We start from the raw sequence: 15,476 nt of genomic DNA, 5'->3' as shown, positions 1-15,476 counted from the left end.
ACGGCGGATCGCCACCGGCCGGCGGCCTCCACTCAGTTGCCCCCGCTGAGCTGGAACGACTCGGCCATCGTGTCGAAGATCGGCTTGCTCTCGGCAAATCTGGCGTCGGTCGAGGAGAGGTAGAACGAGTAGACCTTGCCGTCCTTCACCAGGCCGCGCCACACCCCGTGCCGCATGGTGTCGCCCTCACCGCAGGTGTACTCCAGCTCGGCCGCCGCCTCGCCGGCCAGCTTCGGCTCGGACACGGAGACCTCCTTGTAGGGCGCCGGACAGGTCTTGCTCTCGGCGGCCTTCTTCCTGAGATTCCGCGAGGCGAACTCCGCCCAGCTGACCGAGGTGCCGCCCCAGGGCTCGGCGATGACGCGGACCTTGCGGCCGGTGTCGTCCGGGTCGATGAAGTCGACGTACAGGCCGCCGGTCTGCCGCTGCCAGCCCTTGGGCACCTGGAGGCTGACGCCCTTGCCCGAGAAGGCCTGCATGTCCACCGGCGAGGCCTCGGCGGTGGCGGTGGGCAGCGAGCTCACGATCGGCGGGGCCGGCTTCTCGCCGCCGCTGTTGAGGGCGATCACGACGATCAGCAGCAGCACCGCGACGCCACCGGCGACCCCGAGCTGCACCTTGCGCGGCCAACCCTTGACGGTGCGGAGAACCTGGTTCCCGAGCCCCTTGGCCTTGCCGAGCGCGCCCCCGTCGGCCGGCGTGGCGGCCGGGGCCGCCCATGGCTGGCCGGTGCCGGGCACCGACCACTGGGCGCCGGGGTAGACCGCCTGCGTGGCGTCGGCGCCACGGCCGTACACCGGCTGGGTGGCGTCGGCACCACGGCCATACACCGGCTGAGTGGTGTCGGCGCTGCGGCCGTACACCGGCTGCGTGGCGTCCGGGTGGCCCGCGCCGACCCGCTGGGTGGCGTCCGGGTGCCCGCCGCCGAGTCGCTGGGTGGCGTCGGGCGAGATCCGCTGGGTGGCCTCCGGAGCGGCGGCCGCCGCGGGCATCGCCCCGGTCGGGGTGTGCAGCGGACCGGACAGCGCGTCCGCGCTGGTCTCGTCGAGCGCCGCGGCGGCCGGGATCGCCGCCGGCTCGGGGCGCTCGCCCCGGCGCAGGGCGGCCAGCCGGTCGGTCAGCGACTCGCCGGGCCCGATCATCGCCCGGCCGCCGATCTGGCCGGTCGGCTTCGGCTCGGCAGGCGGCGGCGGCAGGGCCGGCCGCTGCACCGGCACCACCGCGTACGGGTCGGTGACCGAGTTGACCGCGGTGGCGGTGCTGGTCAGCGGGCCGGCGAGCAGCTCGCGCAGCATGCCCCGGGCGGTGTGCACGTCCACCCGTCGGGCCGGGTCCTTCTCCAGCAGGCCCATCAGCACGCGGGTCAGCGGGCCGCTGCGCTGCGGGGTGGCCGGCTCGTCCTCGACCACCGCGTGCATGGTCTCGATCGGGTCGCCCTTGTCGAACGGGGGGCGCCCCTCGACCGCGGTGTAGAGCGTGACGCCGAGCGAGAACAGGTCGCTCGGCGGGCCGAAGTCCTGGCCCATCGCCCGCTCGGGTGAGATGAAGTGCGGCGATCCGAGCACCATGCCGGGCGTGGTGAGCTGCACGTCGGTGGGCATCCGGGCGACGCCGAAGTCGGTCAGCACACAGCGGCCGTCGGAGCAGATGAGCACGTTGGCCGGCTTGACGTCGCGGTGCAGCACGCCGATCGCGTGCGCCACCTCCAGGGCGCCGAGCAGCGCGATGCCGATCTTGGCGACCGCGCGGGGCGCGACCGGCCCGTCCTCGATCACCATGTCGGCCAGGCTGCGCGCGTCCAGCAGCTCCATCACGATCCACGGGCGGCCACCCTCGGTGACCACGTCGTACACCTGGACCACGGCGGGGTGCTGGATCGCGGCGGCGGCGCGCGCCTCGCGGAGGGTCCGCTCGTACATCGCGTCACGGTCGCTGGGGGCCAGCCCCGGGGGGAGGACGACCTCCTTGACCGCCACGTCACGCCGCAGCAGGGTGTCTGTCGCACGCCACACAGTGCCCATGCCGCCGTTGCCCACCGGAGAGCGCAGTGAGTAACGACCACCGATGGTGGTGCCGGGTGCCGCGCGTCCAGTGGGGGGACTGACTGGTCCACCGCTCCACGTCGGGATCTGAGTCACAGAAAAGCCACCGGGGGATATCGAGGGGGCTGGGACACAACCTCCCTATCTTGCGGGTTCCGGCGGCCGATGCGAAACCCGACGCGGCGGACGTTTACCTACTTGACGGTATGAGGTCAGCCGCTCACCTCCTGTCGGCGCTGTCGGGGCCCAGGGTGTGCGCCATCCCTCACCCATCGATGCCCTGCGGCGTCCTACCATCCGGGGATGAGCGAACGGCGGTCGAGCGAGTCCGGTTTCCCGATCAAGGGCGTCTACACGGCGTCCGACCTCCCCGGGGAGCTGGCGGAGCGGCTGGGCGGGCCGGGCGAGTACCCGTACACCCGCGGGGTCTACCCGACCATGTACACCTCCCGCCCGTGGACCATGCGCCAGTACGCCGGCTTCGGCACCGCCACCGAATCCAACGCGCGCTACCACCAGCTGCTGCGGGCCGGCACCATGGGCCTCTCGGTCGCGTTCGACCTGCCCACCCAGATGGGGTACGACTCCGACGACCCGATCGCGCACGGCGAGGTGGGCAAGGTCGGTGTCGCCATCGACTCCATCGAGGACATGCGGCTGCTCTTCGACAGCATCCCGCTGGACAAGGTCTCCACCTCGATGACCATCAACGCGCCCGGCTCGGTGCTGCTGCTGCTCTACCAGCTCGTCGCCGAGGAGTCCGGGGTGCCGGGCACGGCGCTCAACGGCACCATTCAGAACGACATCCTCAAGGAGTACATCGCCCGGGGGACGTACATCTTCCCGCCGAAGCCCTCGCTGCGGCTGGTGGCCGACACCTTCGCGTACTGCCGCGCGGAGGTGCCGAAGTGGAACACCATCTCCATCTCCGGCTACCACATGGCCGAGGCCGGTGCGACGCCCGCGCAGGAGATCGCGTTCACCCTGGCCAACGGCGTGGAGTACGTCCGGGCGGCGCTCGCCGCCGGGCTGGCCGTCGACGACTTCGCGCCCCGGCTGTCGTTCTTCTTCGTCGCCCGGACCACGCTGCTCGAGGAGGTCGCCAAGTTCCGCGCGGCCCGGCGGATCTGGGCCCGGCTGATGCGCGACGAGTTCGGGGCGAAGAACCCGAAGTCGATGATGCTGCGGTTCCACACCCAGACCGCGGGCGTGCAGCTCACCGCCCAGCAGCCGGAGGTGAACCTGGTCCGGGTGGCGGTCCAGGGCCTTGGCGCGGTGCTGGGCGGCACCCAGTCGCTGCACACCAACAGCTTCGACGAGGCGATCGCGCTGCCCACGGAGAAGGCCGCCCGGCTGGCGCTGCGTACCCAGCAGGTGCTGGCGTACGAGACGGACCTGACCGCCACCGTGGACCCGTTCGCCGGGTCGTACGTGGTGGAGGCGATGACCGCCGAGATCGAGGCGGCGGCCGACGAGTTGATGCACCGGGTCTTCGACCACGGTTCGGCGGTGGACGCGATCGAGGCCGGCTTCCAGAAGCGGGAGATCGAGCAGTCCGCGTACCGGATCGCCCAGGAGATCGACTCGGGCGAGCGGGTGGTGGTCGGGCTGAACCGGTTCCAGATCGACGAGGAGGAGCCGTACGAGCCGTTGCGGGTCGACCCGGCCATCGAGGTCGCCCAGGCGGAACGGCTGGCGAAGCTGCGCGCCGAGCGGGACTCCGGCACGGTCGAGCGCGCTCTGGCGGAGCTGCGTGTCGCCGCGGAGGGCTCCGCGAACGTGCTCTACCCGATGCGGGAGGCGCTGCGCGCCAGGGCCACGGTCGGCGAGGTCTGCGGGACATTGCGCGAGGTGTGGGGGACGTACCGGCCGAGCGACCGGTTCTGATCTGATCCGTGCCGCACGTGTGGTGGCTGAGCTGGGAAGACGGGTTCGTCGCGGAGGTCGTTGCGGGCGTACAGTCGATGGTCTCCCCGCAACTGTGCGGAAGCGGAGCCGGCTCTGCGAAGGTGCCGGCGGGCTCATGCCTGCCGGCCCGCCCAACGGCACCTTCGGTGCGGACCTCCCGGGCGATGTCGCCCGGCCCGTCCGTGAGCCCGCGGGCAGTGGGGCCCGACCGTGACGCGCGTGTGCGGATCGGGAATGCGGGTAACCCGGGTGACCGGGACGGACAGCCTGTGCGGTCGCACCTCGGGCCCGCATGTCACCGTCGGGGGTCGTTCAACAGCCGAGCGTCGTCGCGCAATTGTCCGAGCGGCAGTTAACTGCCCGGACTAATGCGACAATTCGGAACGACGGCCCGCGATTTGGTGACCGCCGAATCGGTTACGCGTTGTAGGAGGTGTGGGGCAGATGACGACGTTCGACCGCGATCTACCTGCTGTCCCGCAGATGCTTGAGCCCTCCCACCTGGGCATTCGTGACGCTGCGCGGTCCGACCGCTACGCGAATGATGTTGCCCAGCGTCACCGTCGGAGGTCTAGGCTGTCTGCTGTTCTGCCCGATGATCCATCCATCTCTAGTGATCGAGAATTCGACGTGACGAGTGCGTTGACGCTGCCCGCCGGCGGCCCGCTGGCGTCGTCCTGGCCGGAGGCGCCGTCCGGGTCCCAGCCTCTGCCTTTTGAGCTTGACCATCTGCTGGCCCTCCGGGTACCCGGCCTCATCGCCACCCGCCGTCACATCCACTCCCACCCGGAGTTGTCCGGCGAGGAGTTCGAGACGGCCGCCCTGATCCACCGGGAGCTCTCCCTCGCCGGGCTGAAGCCGCGCCTGCTCCCCAAGGGCAACGGCGTCATCTGCGACATCGAGGGGCGCCCGGGCGGGCCGGTGATCGCCCTGCGCGCCGACATCGACGCGCTCCCGTTGACCGATCCGAAGGATGTGCCGTACCGATCCACCGTGGACGGCGTCTGCCACGCCTGCGGGCACGACGTGCACACCACCGTGATGCTCGGCGTGGGCATGCTGCTCGCCCAGCTCGCCGACCTCGGCCAGCTCGACGGCCGGATCCGGCTCATCTTCCAGCCGGCCGAAGAGATCCTGCCCTGTGGCTCGCTGGAGGTCATCGAGGCCGGCGGCCTGGACGACGTGGTGCAGATCTTCGCCCTCCACTGCGACCCGAACCTGCCGGTCGGCAAGATCGGCCTTCGGGTCGGTCCGATCACCGCCGCCGCCGACAACGTCACCGTCCGGCTCACCGGCCCCGGCGGACACACCGCCCGCCCGCACCTGACGGTCGACCTGGTCGACGCGCTCGGCCGGCTGGTCACCGAGGTGCCGGCCCTGGTCAGTCGCCGGGTGCCGGCCAACAGCGGGCTGCTGCTGGTGTTCGGCCACGCCTCGGCCGGCACCCGCTACAACGTCATCCCCTCCGAGGCGTGCGCGGCCGGCACCCTGCGGGTGATGGACCGCGACACCTGGGATCAGGCCCCGAAGATCGTGGCCCAGGTGGTCCGGGACGTCATCGCCCCCACCGGCGCCACCGTCGACCTGGAATACCTACGCGGCCGACCGCCGGTCACCAACGACGCCCGGGCCATCGGCGTGCTCACCGCCGCAACCGCCGCGGCCCTCGGTTCCGAGGGCATCGCGGAGACCCCGCAGAGCATGGGCGGTGAGGACTTCTCCTGGTACCTGGAGCACGTGCCGGGCGCGCTCGCCCGCCTCGGTGTCGGCCGGAGCGGGCCCAACGTGGACCTGCACCGGGCCTCGTTCGACGTGGACGAGCGCGCCATCTCGGTCGGCGTACGCCTCATGGTCCAGACCGCGCTGCGGGCACTGGCGGCGGCCCGCTAGCCGTCGGACCGCCCACCGGCCCGGCCGGTCCCGGCCACGTGGGTGCCGGGCCGGCCGGCGGTGCCCGCCGCGCCCGCCGGCGCCGCGCCGCCCGAACCAGCAGCGCCACCGGCACGCCGATCACGACCGCGAACGGCAGCACCGCGCCGAGCACGGTCAGCAGCACGAACATCGTGGTGACGAAGACGTTCCAGCCGCCCTGGAGCCCGACCAGGAAGCCGAGCTCCGGCCCCTCCTCGGCGGTCGTCGCATCGGTGCCGACGAAGGTCACCGTGATGGTGGAGAGGGCGGTCAGGTCGGCCAGCCGGCGCTTCTTCGCCTCCAGCGACGCGAGGTCGGCCTCCCGCCGGCCCACCTCATTCTCCAACGTGACCAGGTCGTTGATCGAGCTGGCCTTGGCGAGCAGCCTTCGGGCGCTGTCCACCCGGGCCCGCTGGGTGGCGATCCGGGCGTCCAGGTCGACGGTCTCCTCGGTGACGTCCTCGGTGCGCACCTGGCGTTCCTCCGGCCGCCCGAGCCGGGCCAGCTCGTCGACGACCCCGGTGAACTTGTCCGCCGGCACGCGCAGGATCAGCTCGGCCCGGGCGTCCGCCGATTCACTGTGCCGCTGGTCGCCGCCGACGAACCCGCCGGCCCCGGTCGCCGCGGCTATCGCCGCCCGGGCCGCCCGGTCCACGTCGTCCACCCGGACCTGCAGCGTTCCGGTGTAGATGATCGAGCGCTGCTCGACCCGCACGTCGGCCCCGCCCGAGCCGGTCTGCCCGGGCACCGCCTTCCCCTGTTCCGGCCCGGCGCCTGCCGCCTGGTCCCGGTCCACGGCGCTGCCCGCGGCCGGTGCCTGCGCCGACGTGCCCGAATCGTTGGCTCCTCCGTCGGCGCTGCAGGCCCCCGCGACCAGCACCGCGACCAGTCCCACCGCCGTCAGCGCGATGACCCGACGGCATCTTCCTCGTATGCTCATCTCCCCGCTCCGATCCTCGACGACCCCGCCCCGGGTTCGATACGTCGGACGCGGCGCGCCATCGCGCCGGTTCCGGCAGACTGCGCTCAGGACGTCACGATTCGATAATCGAGGAGTCACGATGCAGGTCACCAAGTACGGCCACTCCTGTCTCCGGCTGCAGCACGACGGGGGAGTGCTCGTGGTGGACCCCGGGGTCTACAGCGAGGCCGAGGCGCTGGACGGGGCGGACGCGGTGCTGATCACCCATGAGCATCCTGATCACGTGAACGTCGAGGCGCTGACCCGGGCGTTGGAGCGGCGCCCGTTCACCGTCAACGGTCCGGCCTCGCTCACCGGGGTCCTCGGTGACGCCGCCGAGGCGCTGGTGGTGGTCGCGCCCGGCGAGTCGTTCACCGCCGCCGGCGTCGCGGTCCGCACGTACGGCGGCCAGCACGCCGTCATCCACCCCGACATCCCCGTGATCGAGAACCTGGGCTACCTGATCAACGACGTCGTCTACCACCCGGGCGACGCCCTGGTCGTCCCCGACGACGTCCAGGTGGTGGACACCCTCTTCGCCCCGATCCACGCCCCGTGGTCGAAGTTCTCCGAGGTGGTCGACTTCATCCGGGCCGTGGCCCCGCGCCGCGCCTTCGCGCTGCACGACGGGCTGCTCAACGCCAACGGTTTCGGCGTGCTCGATCGGCAGTACACCGCGCTGTCGAAGACCGAATATCGCCGCCTCGAACCGGGCACCCGGATCGACGTCTGAGCGGCATGGCGGGTCCGTCCCCCGAGCTGGTCCAGCGGCTCTACGCGACGCCACCGGACCGGTTCGTCGCGGCGCGTGACGCCGCGGTCGCCGAGGCGCGCCGGGCCGGCGACCCGAAGGCGGCCCGGGAGATCAGCCGGCTGCGCCGACCCACCGTCGCCGCCTGGCTGGTCAACCTGCTGGCCATCCGCCGGCCGGAACTGGTCGCCGACCTGGCGCAGCTCTCCGGTTCGCTGCGTTCCGCCCAACGCGAGCTCCGCGGCGGCCGGCTGCGCGAGCTTTCCGCGCAGCGCCGGGCCGTCGTCGGGGCGCTCGTCAGCGAGGTACGCAAGCTGGCCGCCGCCGAGCCGGACGCTCCGCCGGCCGGGAAGCTGCCGTTGGCCGAGGTGGAGGCGACGCTCAACGCCGCTCTGTCCGACACCGAGGTGGCGGAGCAGATCCAGGCGGGCCGGCTGCTGCGGGCCACCCACTACGCGGGCTTCGGCGAGGTGCCCCGCCCACAGCTGCGGCTGGTCACCGGGGGCGTCGAGGAGCTGCCACCGCAGGAGCGGGCGCCCGAGCGAGCCGAGGCCCGGCGCACGCGCGACGAGCGGGCCGCCGAGCGGGCGGCCCGGGCCGAACGGACGAAACGCCGTCGTGTCCTGGACCGCGAGCTGGCAAAGGCCCGCGGCGATCAGGACCGGGCCGAGCAGGAACTGGCCGACGCCGTCCGCGCCGAACGGGACGGCGCCGCGACGCTGGACCGGATCGAGACCGAGCTGGCCGAGCTGGAACGCCGCCGGGCCGGTGCCGAGCAGGAGCTGAGCCGCACCAAGCTGGCCCGACGGGGGGCCGAGCGGTCGGTCACCGCCGCCCGCCGACGGACCGGCGAGGTGGAAGCGGCGATGGAGGCGCTGGACGCCGAAGAAGGGGATGCCGACGCGGGCGGCGACCGGGCAGACTGACCGGGATGGATGACCACGGTGGATGGACGGCGGTGCCCCGTCGATGACCCCGGAGCAGGTCGCCGCCGCCAGCAAGCCCCTGGTGCTGGAGCTCGGGGAGGTCTTCTCCCGCCGTCCGGCGACGCTGCGCCGCGCCCGACTGCTCGGCATTTCCGGCTGGGCGTTCTACATCACCGGCCGGGCCGGGGCCCTCGGTGACGTCCGCGCCGAGACGGTCGCCGCCGCGCTCGGCTTCATCGCCCCGGAGGCGGTCGCCGACGGCTGGGACGCCGCAGCCCGTACCGTCCGGCCGCTGGAGGTGGCCGGCGCGAACCTGGCCGAGTGCTGCCGGTGGGGCGTCGAGCACCTGGGCGACACGCCCGCGGCACCCCGCCTGGCCGGCCTGCTGGAACGCGCGGTCGAGGCGGCGGACGCCAGCGGCATGCCGCTCTTCGCCGCCTGGCGGTCCATGCCGGTCCCGGACCGCTCGCCGGGTGCGCGGGCCGCCGTCGCGCTGCTGCTGCTGCGCGAGCATTTCGCCGGGGCGTACCTGTTGGCCGTCCGGGCGGCCGGGATGACCCCGCTGGAGGCGGTGCTGGCCGGGCCGGAGGGGGAGGCGGGGGCCGCCGCCTGCGGTTGGTCGCCCCCGTATCCGCCGGTCGGGCCGCTGGTGCGGCGGCGGCTCTGGGCCGAGGCGGTCACCGACCGGCTGGTCTCGGCCGCGTTCCGGGCGCTCGCCCCCGGCGAGGGGGCGGAACTGCTCAACCTGCTCACCGCCGCCAAGCTGCACGTCGGTGGCAGATAAATGGGAGGCGCGACCACCGGCCGGGCTGTCAGGATCGCCGGCGTGACGCTTCCCGCCGGCTGGGCCGCCCGCCGCCCGACCCTCGACGACGTGCCCGCGATCCTGAAGGTGGTGCACGCCGCCGACACCTTCGCGGTCGGCTACCCCGACTTCGACGCCGAGGACGTCACGGCCGCGCTGACCGCCCCCTTCGTCGACCCGGCCCGCGACTCGTGGCTGGTCACCGACCCGGACGGCACCGCGGTGGGCTGGACGATCCTGAGCAACCCGACCGGGGTCGGCCGGGAGTGGGTTGACGTCCTCGTCGACCCCGAGCGCGGGGCGGATCTACGCGCCCCGCTGCTGACGCGGCTGCTCGACCGGGTCGCCGAGCGGGCCGCCGAGCGCGGCCTGTCCGCCCTGACCGCCCGCACCGGGGTCTTCGCCCCGGAGACGCGCTGGGCAGCCGAGCTGGCCGAGGCCGGCTTCATCCTGGTCAAGCGGTACATCCGGATGACCCGCTCGCTGGCCGACCTGCCCGCCGAGCCGCCGCTCCCGGCCGGGGTGACCGTCCGGACACTGCGCGCCGACGACGAGGCCGACCTGCGGGAGTTCCACCGGATCTTCGACACCGCGTTCCGGGACACCCCCGACTACGAGCCGCTCGGCTTCGAGGCGTGGCGGGAGCAGATCCCGTCGTACGGCAAGGTCTGGGACGAGTGGTTCGTCGCCGAGGTCGACGGGGAGCCGGCCGGTGCCCTCCAGTCGTCGGATCAGGCGCTGGAGCACGACATGGGTTGGGTCCGCACGCTGTCGGTGCTGCCCGCGCAGCGGCGACGCGGGGTGGGGGCGGCGCTGCTGCAGCGGGCGTTCGCGGTCTACGCCGCCAAGGGCCGGGCCGAGGCCGGGCTCGGTGTCGACCTGGCGAACCCGACCGTGCCGGTGACCCTCTACCGTTCGGTGGGGCTGCGCGAGGTGCGCTGGACCGACATGTACGAGCGGACGGTCACCGCCACGGGTGTGTGATACACGACCCGGCCCGGGGTCGCCGGCCGGTCCGCGGACCGGCCGGAGGAGACTGACCGGGTGGGATACGCGCTACGCCGACGCGGTGCCGGTGGGGCGGGACCGCAGCTCGGTGACGTAGTCGTCCGGCGCGCCCGCCTTCTCCGCCGCGTGCGCGATCTCCGTCAGGTACCACGACGTCGGCAGGCCGCCCTCGTAGCCGTCGAAGACGTAGACCCACGCGGTCACGTCCCCGTCCAGGGTCGAGACGCGGACGGTGAGCCTCCGGTACGTCTCGGCGGTCACGCCCTCGATCTCGTCGAGCTGCGCGGCGTCGTACGCGTGGATGTCGTAGAGCGCCACGAAGACCCGGTCGCCCGGGGACTCGACCACGGTGCTGACCGAGCCCTCCCAGCCGATGACGCCCTCGCCCGCGAAGGTGAGCCGCCACCCCTCCAGCCAGCCGGTACCCACCATCGGCGAATGCGGGCAGTAGGCGCGCATGCGAGCGGGGTCCAGGTTTGAGCCATAAGCGGCGTACAGACGCACGGCGATGACGATAGCCCGGCCGGAGCGTGGGGGAGAATACGACGGTGCGTGTCGAGCGCGACGGGGAGAAGAAAGTCACTGTGAGCACTGACGAGAGGCGAGCGCTGTGAGCCAGATCGTGATCATCGGCGGGGGCCCGGCCGGGTACGAGGCGGCGCTGGTCGCCGCTCAGCTGGACGCTGATGTCACCGTGGTCGAGGCGGAGGGGGCCGGCGGCGCCTGCGTACTCTCCGACTGCGTTCCGTCGAAGACCTTCATCGCCAGCTCCGAGGTGGTCACCGGCTACCGGGACACCGAGGAGTTCGGGGTGCACTCGGACGGACTGGAGGCGGTCACCGTCGACGCCCGGGCCGTGCACGAGCGGGTCAAGCGGCTCGCGGTGGCCCAGTCCGCCGACATCCACACCAAGCTGGTCAAGGCCGGGGTGGAATTCGTGGCCGGCACCGCCCGGCTGGGCGAGGACACGCTGGGTCACACCCACCGGGTCGTCGTCACCCCGGCCGACGGCGGAGCGGAGTACTCGATCGCCGCGTCCACCGCCCTGATCGCCACCGGCGCCACCCCGCGCCAGCTCCCCACCGCCGTACCGGACGGCGAGCACATCCTCACCTGGCGCCAGGTGTACGACCTGCCGCAGCTGCCCGAGCACCTCATCGTGGTCGGGTCCGGCGTGACCGGCGCCGAGTTCGCCAGCGCGTACCTGGCGATGGGTGTCGAGGTCACCCTGGTCTCCAGCCGCGACCGGGTCATGCCGCACGAGGACGCCGACGCGGCGATGGCCATCGAGCGGGTGTTCCGCAACCGGGGCATGAGCATCCTCAACAACTCGCGGGCCGAGGCGGTCCGCCGGACCGGGGCCGGCGTCGAGGTCGAGCTCTCCGACGGCCGCAAGGTCCACGGCTCGCACGCGCTGATCGCGGTCGGCTCGATCCCCAACACCGCCAACCTGGGCCTCGCCGAGTACGGCGTCGAGCTGGCCCGGGGCGGCTATGTCAGCGTCGACCGGGTGTCCCGGACCAACGTCCCCGGCATCTACGCCGCCGGTGACTGCACCGGGGTGCTGCCGCTGGCCAGCGTCGCCGCCATGCAGGGCCGGATCGCGATGTGGCACGCGCTCGGCGAGGCCGTCCGGCCGCTGCGGCTGCGTACCGTCGCGGCGAACGTCTTCACCGACCCGGAGCTGGCCACGGTCGGCGTGTCGCAGAACGAGGTGGATGCCGGCAAGGTCCCGGCGCGTCAGGTGATGCTGCCGCTGTCGGGCAACGCCCGGGCGAAGATGGACGGTCTCGCCGACGGCTTCGTCAAGCTCTTCTGCCGCCCGGCCAGCGGCCAGGTGATCGGCGGCGTGGTGGTGGCGCCGAAGGCCAGCGAGCTGATCCTGCCGATCACCATGGCGGTGGAGAACAACCTCACCGTCAACGAGCTGGCCCAGACCATCACCATCTACCCGAGCCTCTCCGGCTCCATCACCGAGGCGGCCCGCCAGCTCATGCTGCACGAGCTGGAGTGACCGCGTGCCGGCCGGCCCGATCAGGACGGCCGGCGCGACGACGTTCAGCGGAAGGCGGCGGCCCGTTCGGCGTACGAACCCTGTCCGGCGAGTGCCGGACCGGTCGGCGGACCAGGGTCGCCGCGACCACGGCGAGCAGCGTGACCTCCGCGAGGATGAGCAGCCGTTCGACGAGGCCGAGCAATGCCCGGTCACCGGGGTACGCGGACCAGACCATCGCCCCGGCCAGCAGGAGGCTGGTCAGGGCGAGGGCGCGCAGCCAGCCGGCGGCACGTCCGCCCAGGCGTTCGGCGAGCAGCCAGCCGGCGATCGGCAGGGCGACGAAGGCGACCACCGAGGCGTACCGGTGCAGGTAGGCGGCGGTGTCCATGGGCAGGCCGGGCTCGTTGGTGGGGACCACGGCGGCGGTCAGCAGGCCGGCGGACCAGGCCGCGAGCAGGACCCGCGCCAGCTGGCCGGCTCGGCGCAGCGCCGACAGGAGTACGACGGTGGCCGTGGCGAGCACTGCCATGGCCACGTCGATGACGCCGCCCCGGTCGGAGACGGCGAAGTCGCTGACGGTCAGCGACCAGGGGTTCAGGTCCTCGTTCACCGTGAGGTGACCGAGGACGGCGAGCACCGCCGCCAGGGCGATCCCGCCGAGGGCCAACAGGGCACTTCTCCGGCTTCCAGGCATGCCTCAGCCTGTCGCCGAGGCCACCCGAAACGGATCCGGGATGGACACCCACTTCGATCCCCGGGAACTCCCCTACCGGCTGCGGCTTACGAGGGGAAGCCGGATCGGGTCGGTCAGTCGACCCCGACCCGAACTTTGGCCTCGGCCTCGGTACGGGGGTTGCGTGCGCTGATCGCGGTCATCGCCCAGCCGGCCGCCGCGAAGCCGGCCGCCGCCACCCCACCGATCAGCGCGAGCCGCCACGCCGACTGGGTCAGCGCCGTGCCGCCCAGGTGGCCGACCAGGGTCCCGTACGCCGCCCAGCCGGTGGCCGCCGTGGCCTCGTAGAGCAGGAAGAGGCGGTACGGGTAGCGGCTGCGCCCGGCCGAGAAGCAGGCCGCCATCCGGCCGCCGGGTACGAAGCGGCAGAGCAGGATCACCAGCGGTCCCGGCTCGCGGAGTCCCCGGGTGACCCGGGCGGCGGCCCGGCGGGCCCGGCCGGGCATCGTGTGCCGCGCCACCCGGCGGTGCGGGGCGCGCCGGCCGATCAGATAGCAGGCGAGATCGCCGGTGAAGACCCCGAGTGCGCCGACGGCGATGGTGAGCGGCAGGCTCAGCCCGCCGTAGACGGTGAGCGCGCCACTGGTGATCATGACGACCTGGGTCGGTACCACCGGCACGAAGGCGTCGGCGATCAGCAGCCCCAGCAGCACGAGGTACGCCCACGTCGGCGACGCGACATGAGAGATCAGTTCGGGCATGATCGCCACCTCGCCGGATTCCCCCGTTCGACCGTACCGAGCCTGACGGCGTGTCCCGCGTCACCACGGGGAGCCCCGTCCGATGGTGGCCGCTGACGCGACCGGGCCACCCGTGGACAACGAAGCGGCGGCGCCGAATGTGACGACCCTCCGGCATCGTGCCGGTCAGCGGGGCGGGCGGCAGATCGCCGGTCCCCGGCGTACCGTTGTCGGGGCGCGGCCCCGCGGACGTCGGATCCCCCGTTCCCGATGTCCGGGCCGCCGCGGGTCGCCGGCAGGTCCCGTGCCGGCGACCCGCCCCCGCTCCCCGAAAATGTGCGTGCGCGACCCGAGCCGTCGCGCGTACCGTCGCCGCATGCGTAGCGCGGTGGTGACCACGACGCCGGGAATCCCCGGCGTGCCGCACTGACGTATCCGTCGACGAGGCCCCGGGGCGAACCGCCCCGGGGCCTCGCGGCGTTCCGGGTCGGGTCGCCTCCGGGTCGTACCCGATCAAGGAGAGCGACATGATCGACCACCGCAGGCTCGGCCGGGAGCTGGACCTGTTCGTCTCCGACCCGCTCGCGGGCGCCGGCCTGCCCATCTGGCTGCCGGCCGGCGCCGCCGCCCGGCACGCCGTCGAGGAGTACGTGCGAGACCTGGAGCGCCGGGCCGGCTACCGGCACGTCTACTCGCCGCCGCTGGGTAAACGGGAGCTGTTCGAGCTCTCCGGGCACCTCGGCTACTTCGCCGACGACATGTTCCCGCCGATGCGGCTCTCCGCCGACGACGAGTTCGTGCTCCGGCCGGCGCTCTGCCCGCACCACGCGCTGGTCTTCCGGGCCCGGGGCCGCTCCTACCGGGAGCTGCCGCTGCGCGTCGCCGAGCTGGGCGGGATGTACCGGGCGGAGCGCTCGGGGGTGCTCGGCGGGCTGTCCCGGGTCCGCGCCATCTCCCTCAACGACGCGCACAACTTCTGCGCGCTGGAGCAGGTCGGCGACGAGGTACGCGAGATCCTGCGGCTGATCCGCGAGGCGCACGCCGCGCTCGGCGTGCGGCCGGCCGGGTTCCGGCTGTCGCTGCGCGGCCCGGGAGAGAAGTACGTGGGCGACGACGCCCGGTGGGCGCGGGCCGAGGAGTTGCTCCGCGAGGCGCTCGACGGGGTCGACTTCGCCGAGGGCCCGGGCGAGGCCGCGTTCTACGGCCCGAAGATCGACATCCAGGTCGTCGACGCGGCCGGCCGGGAGTCGACCATCTCCACCATCCAGCTCGACTTCGACAAGCCGGAGAAGTTCGACCTGTCGTACACCGCCGCGGACGGGAGCCGGCGGCGGCCGGTGATGGTGCACCGGAGCCTGGTCGGCAGCATGGAGCGGCTGTTCGCGTACCTGATCGAGGTGCACGCCGGTGCCTTCCCGGCCTGGTACGCCCCGGTGCAGCTGGTGCTGCTCCCGGTCGACGACGAGCAGGCGGACACCGCCCTCGACCTGTGCCGCCGGGCCGAGTCGGCGGGACTGCGGGCCGAGGTCGACGGGGCGGGCTCGCTGGGCGCCCGGATCCGGGACGCGGCCCGACGGAAGGTCCCGTACGTCGGGGTGATCGGCCCTCGGGAGGCGACCGACGGGTCCGTCTCCCTGCGCCTGCGGGGCGGCCGCGGGCTCGACCCGATGCCGGTGGGCGACGCATTGGGGTTGATCGGTCGGGTGGTCGCCGCCCGCTCGGCCGCCCTGCTTCCGGCAGCCTGACGGTCCCCGG

13 protein-coding genes are annotated in these 15,476 nt (G+C 73.1%); 8 read left to right on the top strand and 5 right to left on the bottom strand.

Features of this window, described 5'->3' with window-relative positions; translation table 11 throughout:
- Nucleotides 1-32: 32 nt before the first annotated feature.
- Nucleotides 33-2,138, bottom strand: coding sequence for a serine/threonine-protein kinase (locus tag ACNAVT_RS02085; protein ID WP_416292257.1), 2,106 nt, complete (start codon nucleotides 2,136-2,138; stop codon nucleotides 33-35).
- 207 nt (nucleotides 2,139-2,345) lie between these two features.
- On the opposite strand from ACNAVT_RS02085, the gene ACNAVT_RS02080 reads away from it, so the two are divergent.
- A complete protein-coding gene (locus ACNAVT_RS02080; RefSeq protein ID WP_416292256.1) occupies nucleotides 2,346-3,929 on the top strand; it encodes an acyl-CoA mutase large subunit family protein in 1,584 nt (527 codons plus the stop codon).
- A 651-nt stretch (nucleotides 3,930-4,580) separates the two neighbouring features.
- Complete coding sequence (locus tag ACNAVT_RS02075) at nucleotides 4,581-5,840, top strand: amidohydrolase (protein ID WP_416292254.1); 1,260 nt, start codon at nucleotides 4,581-4,583, stop codon at nucleotides 5,838-5,840.
- Here the strand turns inward: ACNAVT_RS02075 and ACNAVT_RS02070 are convergent.
- Nucleotides 5,797-6,801, bottom strand: a complete 1,005-nt coding sequence (locus tag ACNAVT_RS02070; protein WP_416292252.1) for a DUF4349 domain-containing protein — start codon at nucleotides 6,799-6,801, stop codon at nucleotides 5,797-5,799. The genes ACNAVT_RS02075 and ACNAVT_RS02070 overlap by 44 nt on opposite strands.
- Nucleotides 6,802-6,922: 121 nt before the next feature.
- Between ACNAVT_RS02070 and ACNAVT_RS02065 the strand changes: the two genes are divergently transcribed.
- The 4 genes from ACNAVT_RS02065 to ACNAVT_RS02050 are packed head-to-tail and all read left to right on the top strand — an operon-like array spanning nucleotide 6,923 to nucleotide 10,288.
- A complete protein-coding gene (locus ACNAVT_RS02065) occupies nucleotides 6,923-7,555 on the top strand; it encodes an MBL fold metallo-hydrolase (RefSeq protein ID WP_416292250.1) in 633 nt (210 codons plus the stop codon).
- A gap of 5 nt (nucleotides 7,556-7,560) precedes the next feature.
- Nucleotides 7,561-8,499 (top strand): hypothetical protein, encoded by a 939-nt coding sequence (locus ACNAVT_RS02060; RefSeq protein ID WP_416292248.1) that lies wholly within the window; start codon nucleotides 7,561-7,563, stop codon nucleotides 8,497-8,499.
- 43 nt (nucleotides 8,500-8,542) lie between these two features.
- Nucleotides 8,543-9,283: an SCO6745 family protein gene (locus ACNAVT_RS02055; RefSeq protein ID WP_416292247.1), complete on the top strand. Its 741-nt coding sequence runs from the start codon at nucleotides 8,543-8,545 to the stop codon at nucleotides 9,281-9,283.
- Between the two features lie 42 nt (nucleotides 9,284-9,325).
- Nucleotides 9,326-10,288, top strand: a complete 963-nt coding sequence (locus ACNAVT_RS02050; protein ID WP_416292245.1) for a GNAT family N-acetyltransferase — start codon at nucleotides 9,326-9,328, stop codon at nucleotides 10,286-10,288.
- Between the two features lie 72 nt (nucleotides 10,289-10,360).
- On the opposite strand, the gene ACNAVT_RS02045 is transcribed toward ACNAVT_RS02050, so the two are convergent.
- Complete coding sequence (locus ACNAVT_RS02045) at nucleotides 10,361-10,816, bottom strand: gamma-glutamylcyclotransferase (protein WP_416292243.1); 456 nt, start codon at nucleotides 10,814-10,816, stop codon at nucleotides 10,361-10,363.
- 106 nt (nucleotides 10,817-10,922) lie between these two features.
- Here ACNAVT_RS02045 and ACNAVT_RS02040 point away from each other — a divergent pair, with 106 nt between their 5' ends.
- The gene (locus ACNAVT_RS02040) at nucleotides 10,923-12,326 is read left to right on the top strand and encodes an NAD(P)H-quinone dehydrogenase (protein ID WP_416292242.1); all 1,404 of its coding nucleotides are present in this window, start codon (nucleotides 10,923-10,925) and stop codon (nucleotides 12,324-12,326) included.
- On the opposite strand, the gene ACNAVT_RS02035 is transcribed toward ACNAVT_RS02040, so the two are convergent.
- Together ACNAVT_RS02035 and ACNAVT_RS02030 are read right to left on the bottom strand one after the other, a co-directional pair.
- Nucleotides 12,304-13,002, bottom strand: a complete 699-nt coding sequence (locus ACNAVT_RS02035) for a DUF998 domain-containing protein (RefSeq protein WP_416292241.1) — start codon at nucleotides 13,000-13,002, stop codon at nucleotides 12,304-12,306. The genes ACNAVT_RS02040 and ACNAVT_RS02035 overlap by 23 nt on opposite strands.
- A 113-nt stretch (nucleotides 13,003-13,115) precedes the next feature.
- Complete coding sequence (locus ACNAVT_RS02030) at nucleotides 13,116-13,742, bottom strand: DedA family protein (RefSeq protein WP_416292239.1); 627 nt, start codon at nucleotides 13,740-13,742, stop codon at nucleotides 13,116-13,118.
- Nucleotides 13,743-14,248: 506 nt separating this feature from the next.
- Between ACNAVT_RS02030 and thrS the strand changes: the two genes are divergently transcribed.
- Nucleotides 14,249-15,466, top strand: coding sequence for a threonine--tRNA ligase (gene thrS / locus ACNAVT_RS02025; RefSeq protein WP_416292238.1), 1,218 nt, complete (start codon nucleotides 14,249-14,251; stop codon nucleotides 15,464-15,466).
- Nucleotides 15,467-15,476: the final 10 nt, after the last annotated feature.

Source organism: Micromonospora sp. SL4-19, assembly GCF_047921475.1.
Taxonomy (GTDB): domain Bacteria; phylum Actinomycetota; class Actinomycetes; order Mycobacteriales; family Micromonosporaceae; genus Micromonospora.
Note: the sequence above shows the minus strand (reverse complement) of the source record. Positions and strands in the feature narration are given on the sequence as shown.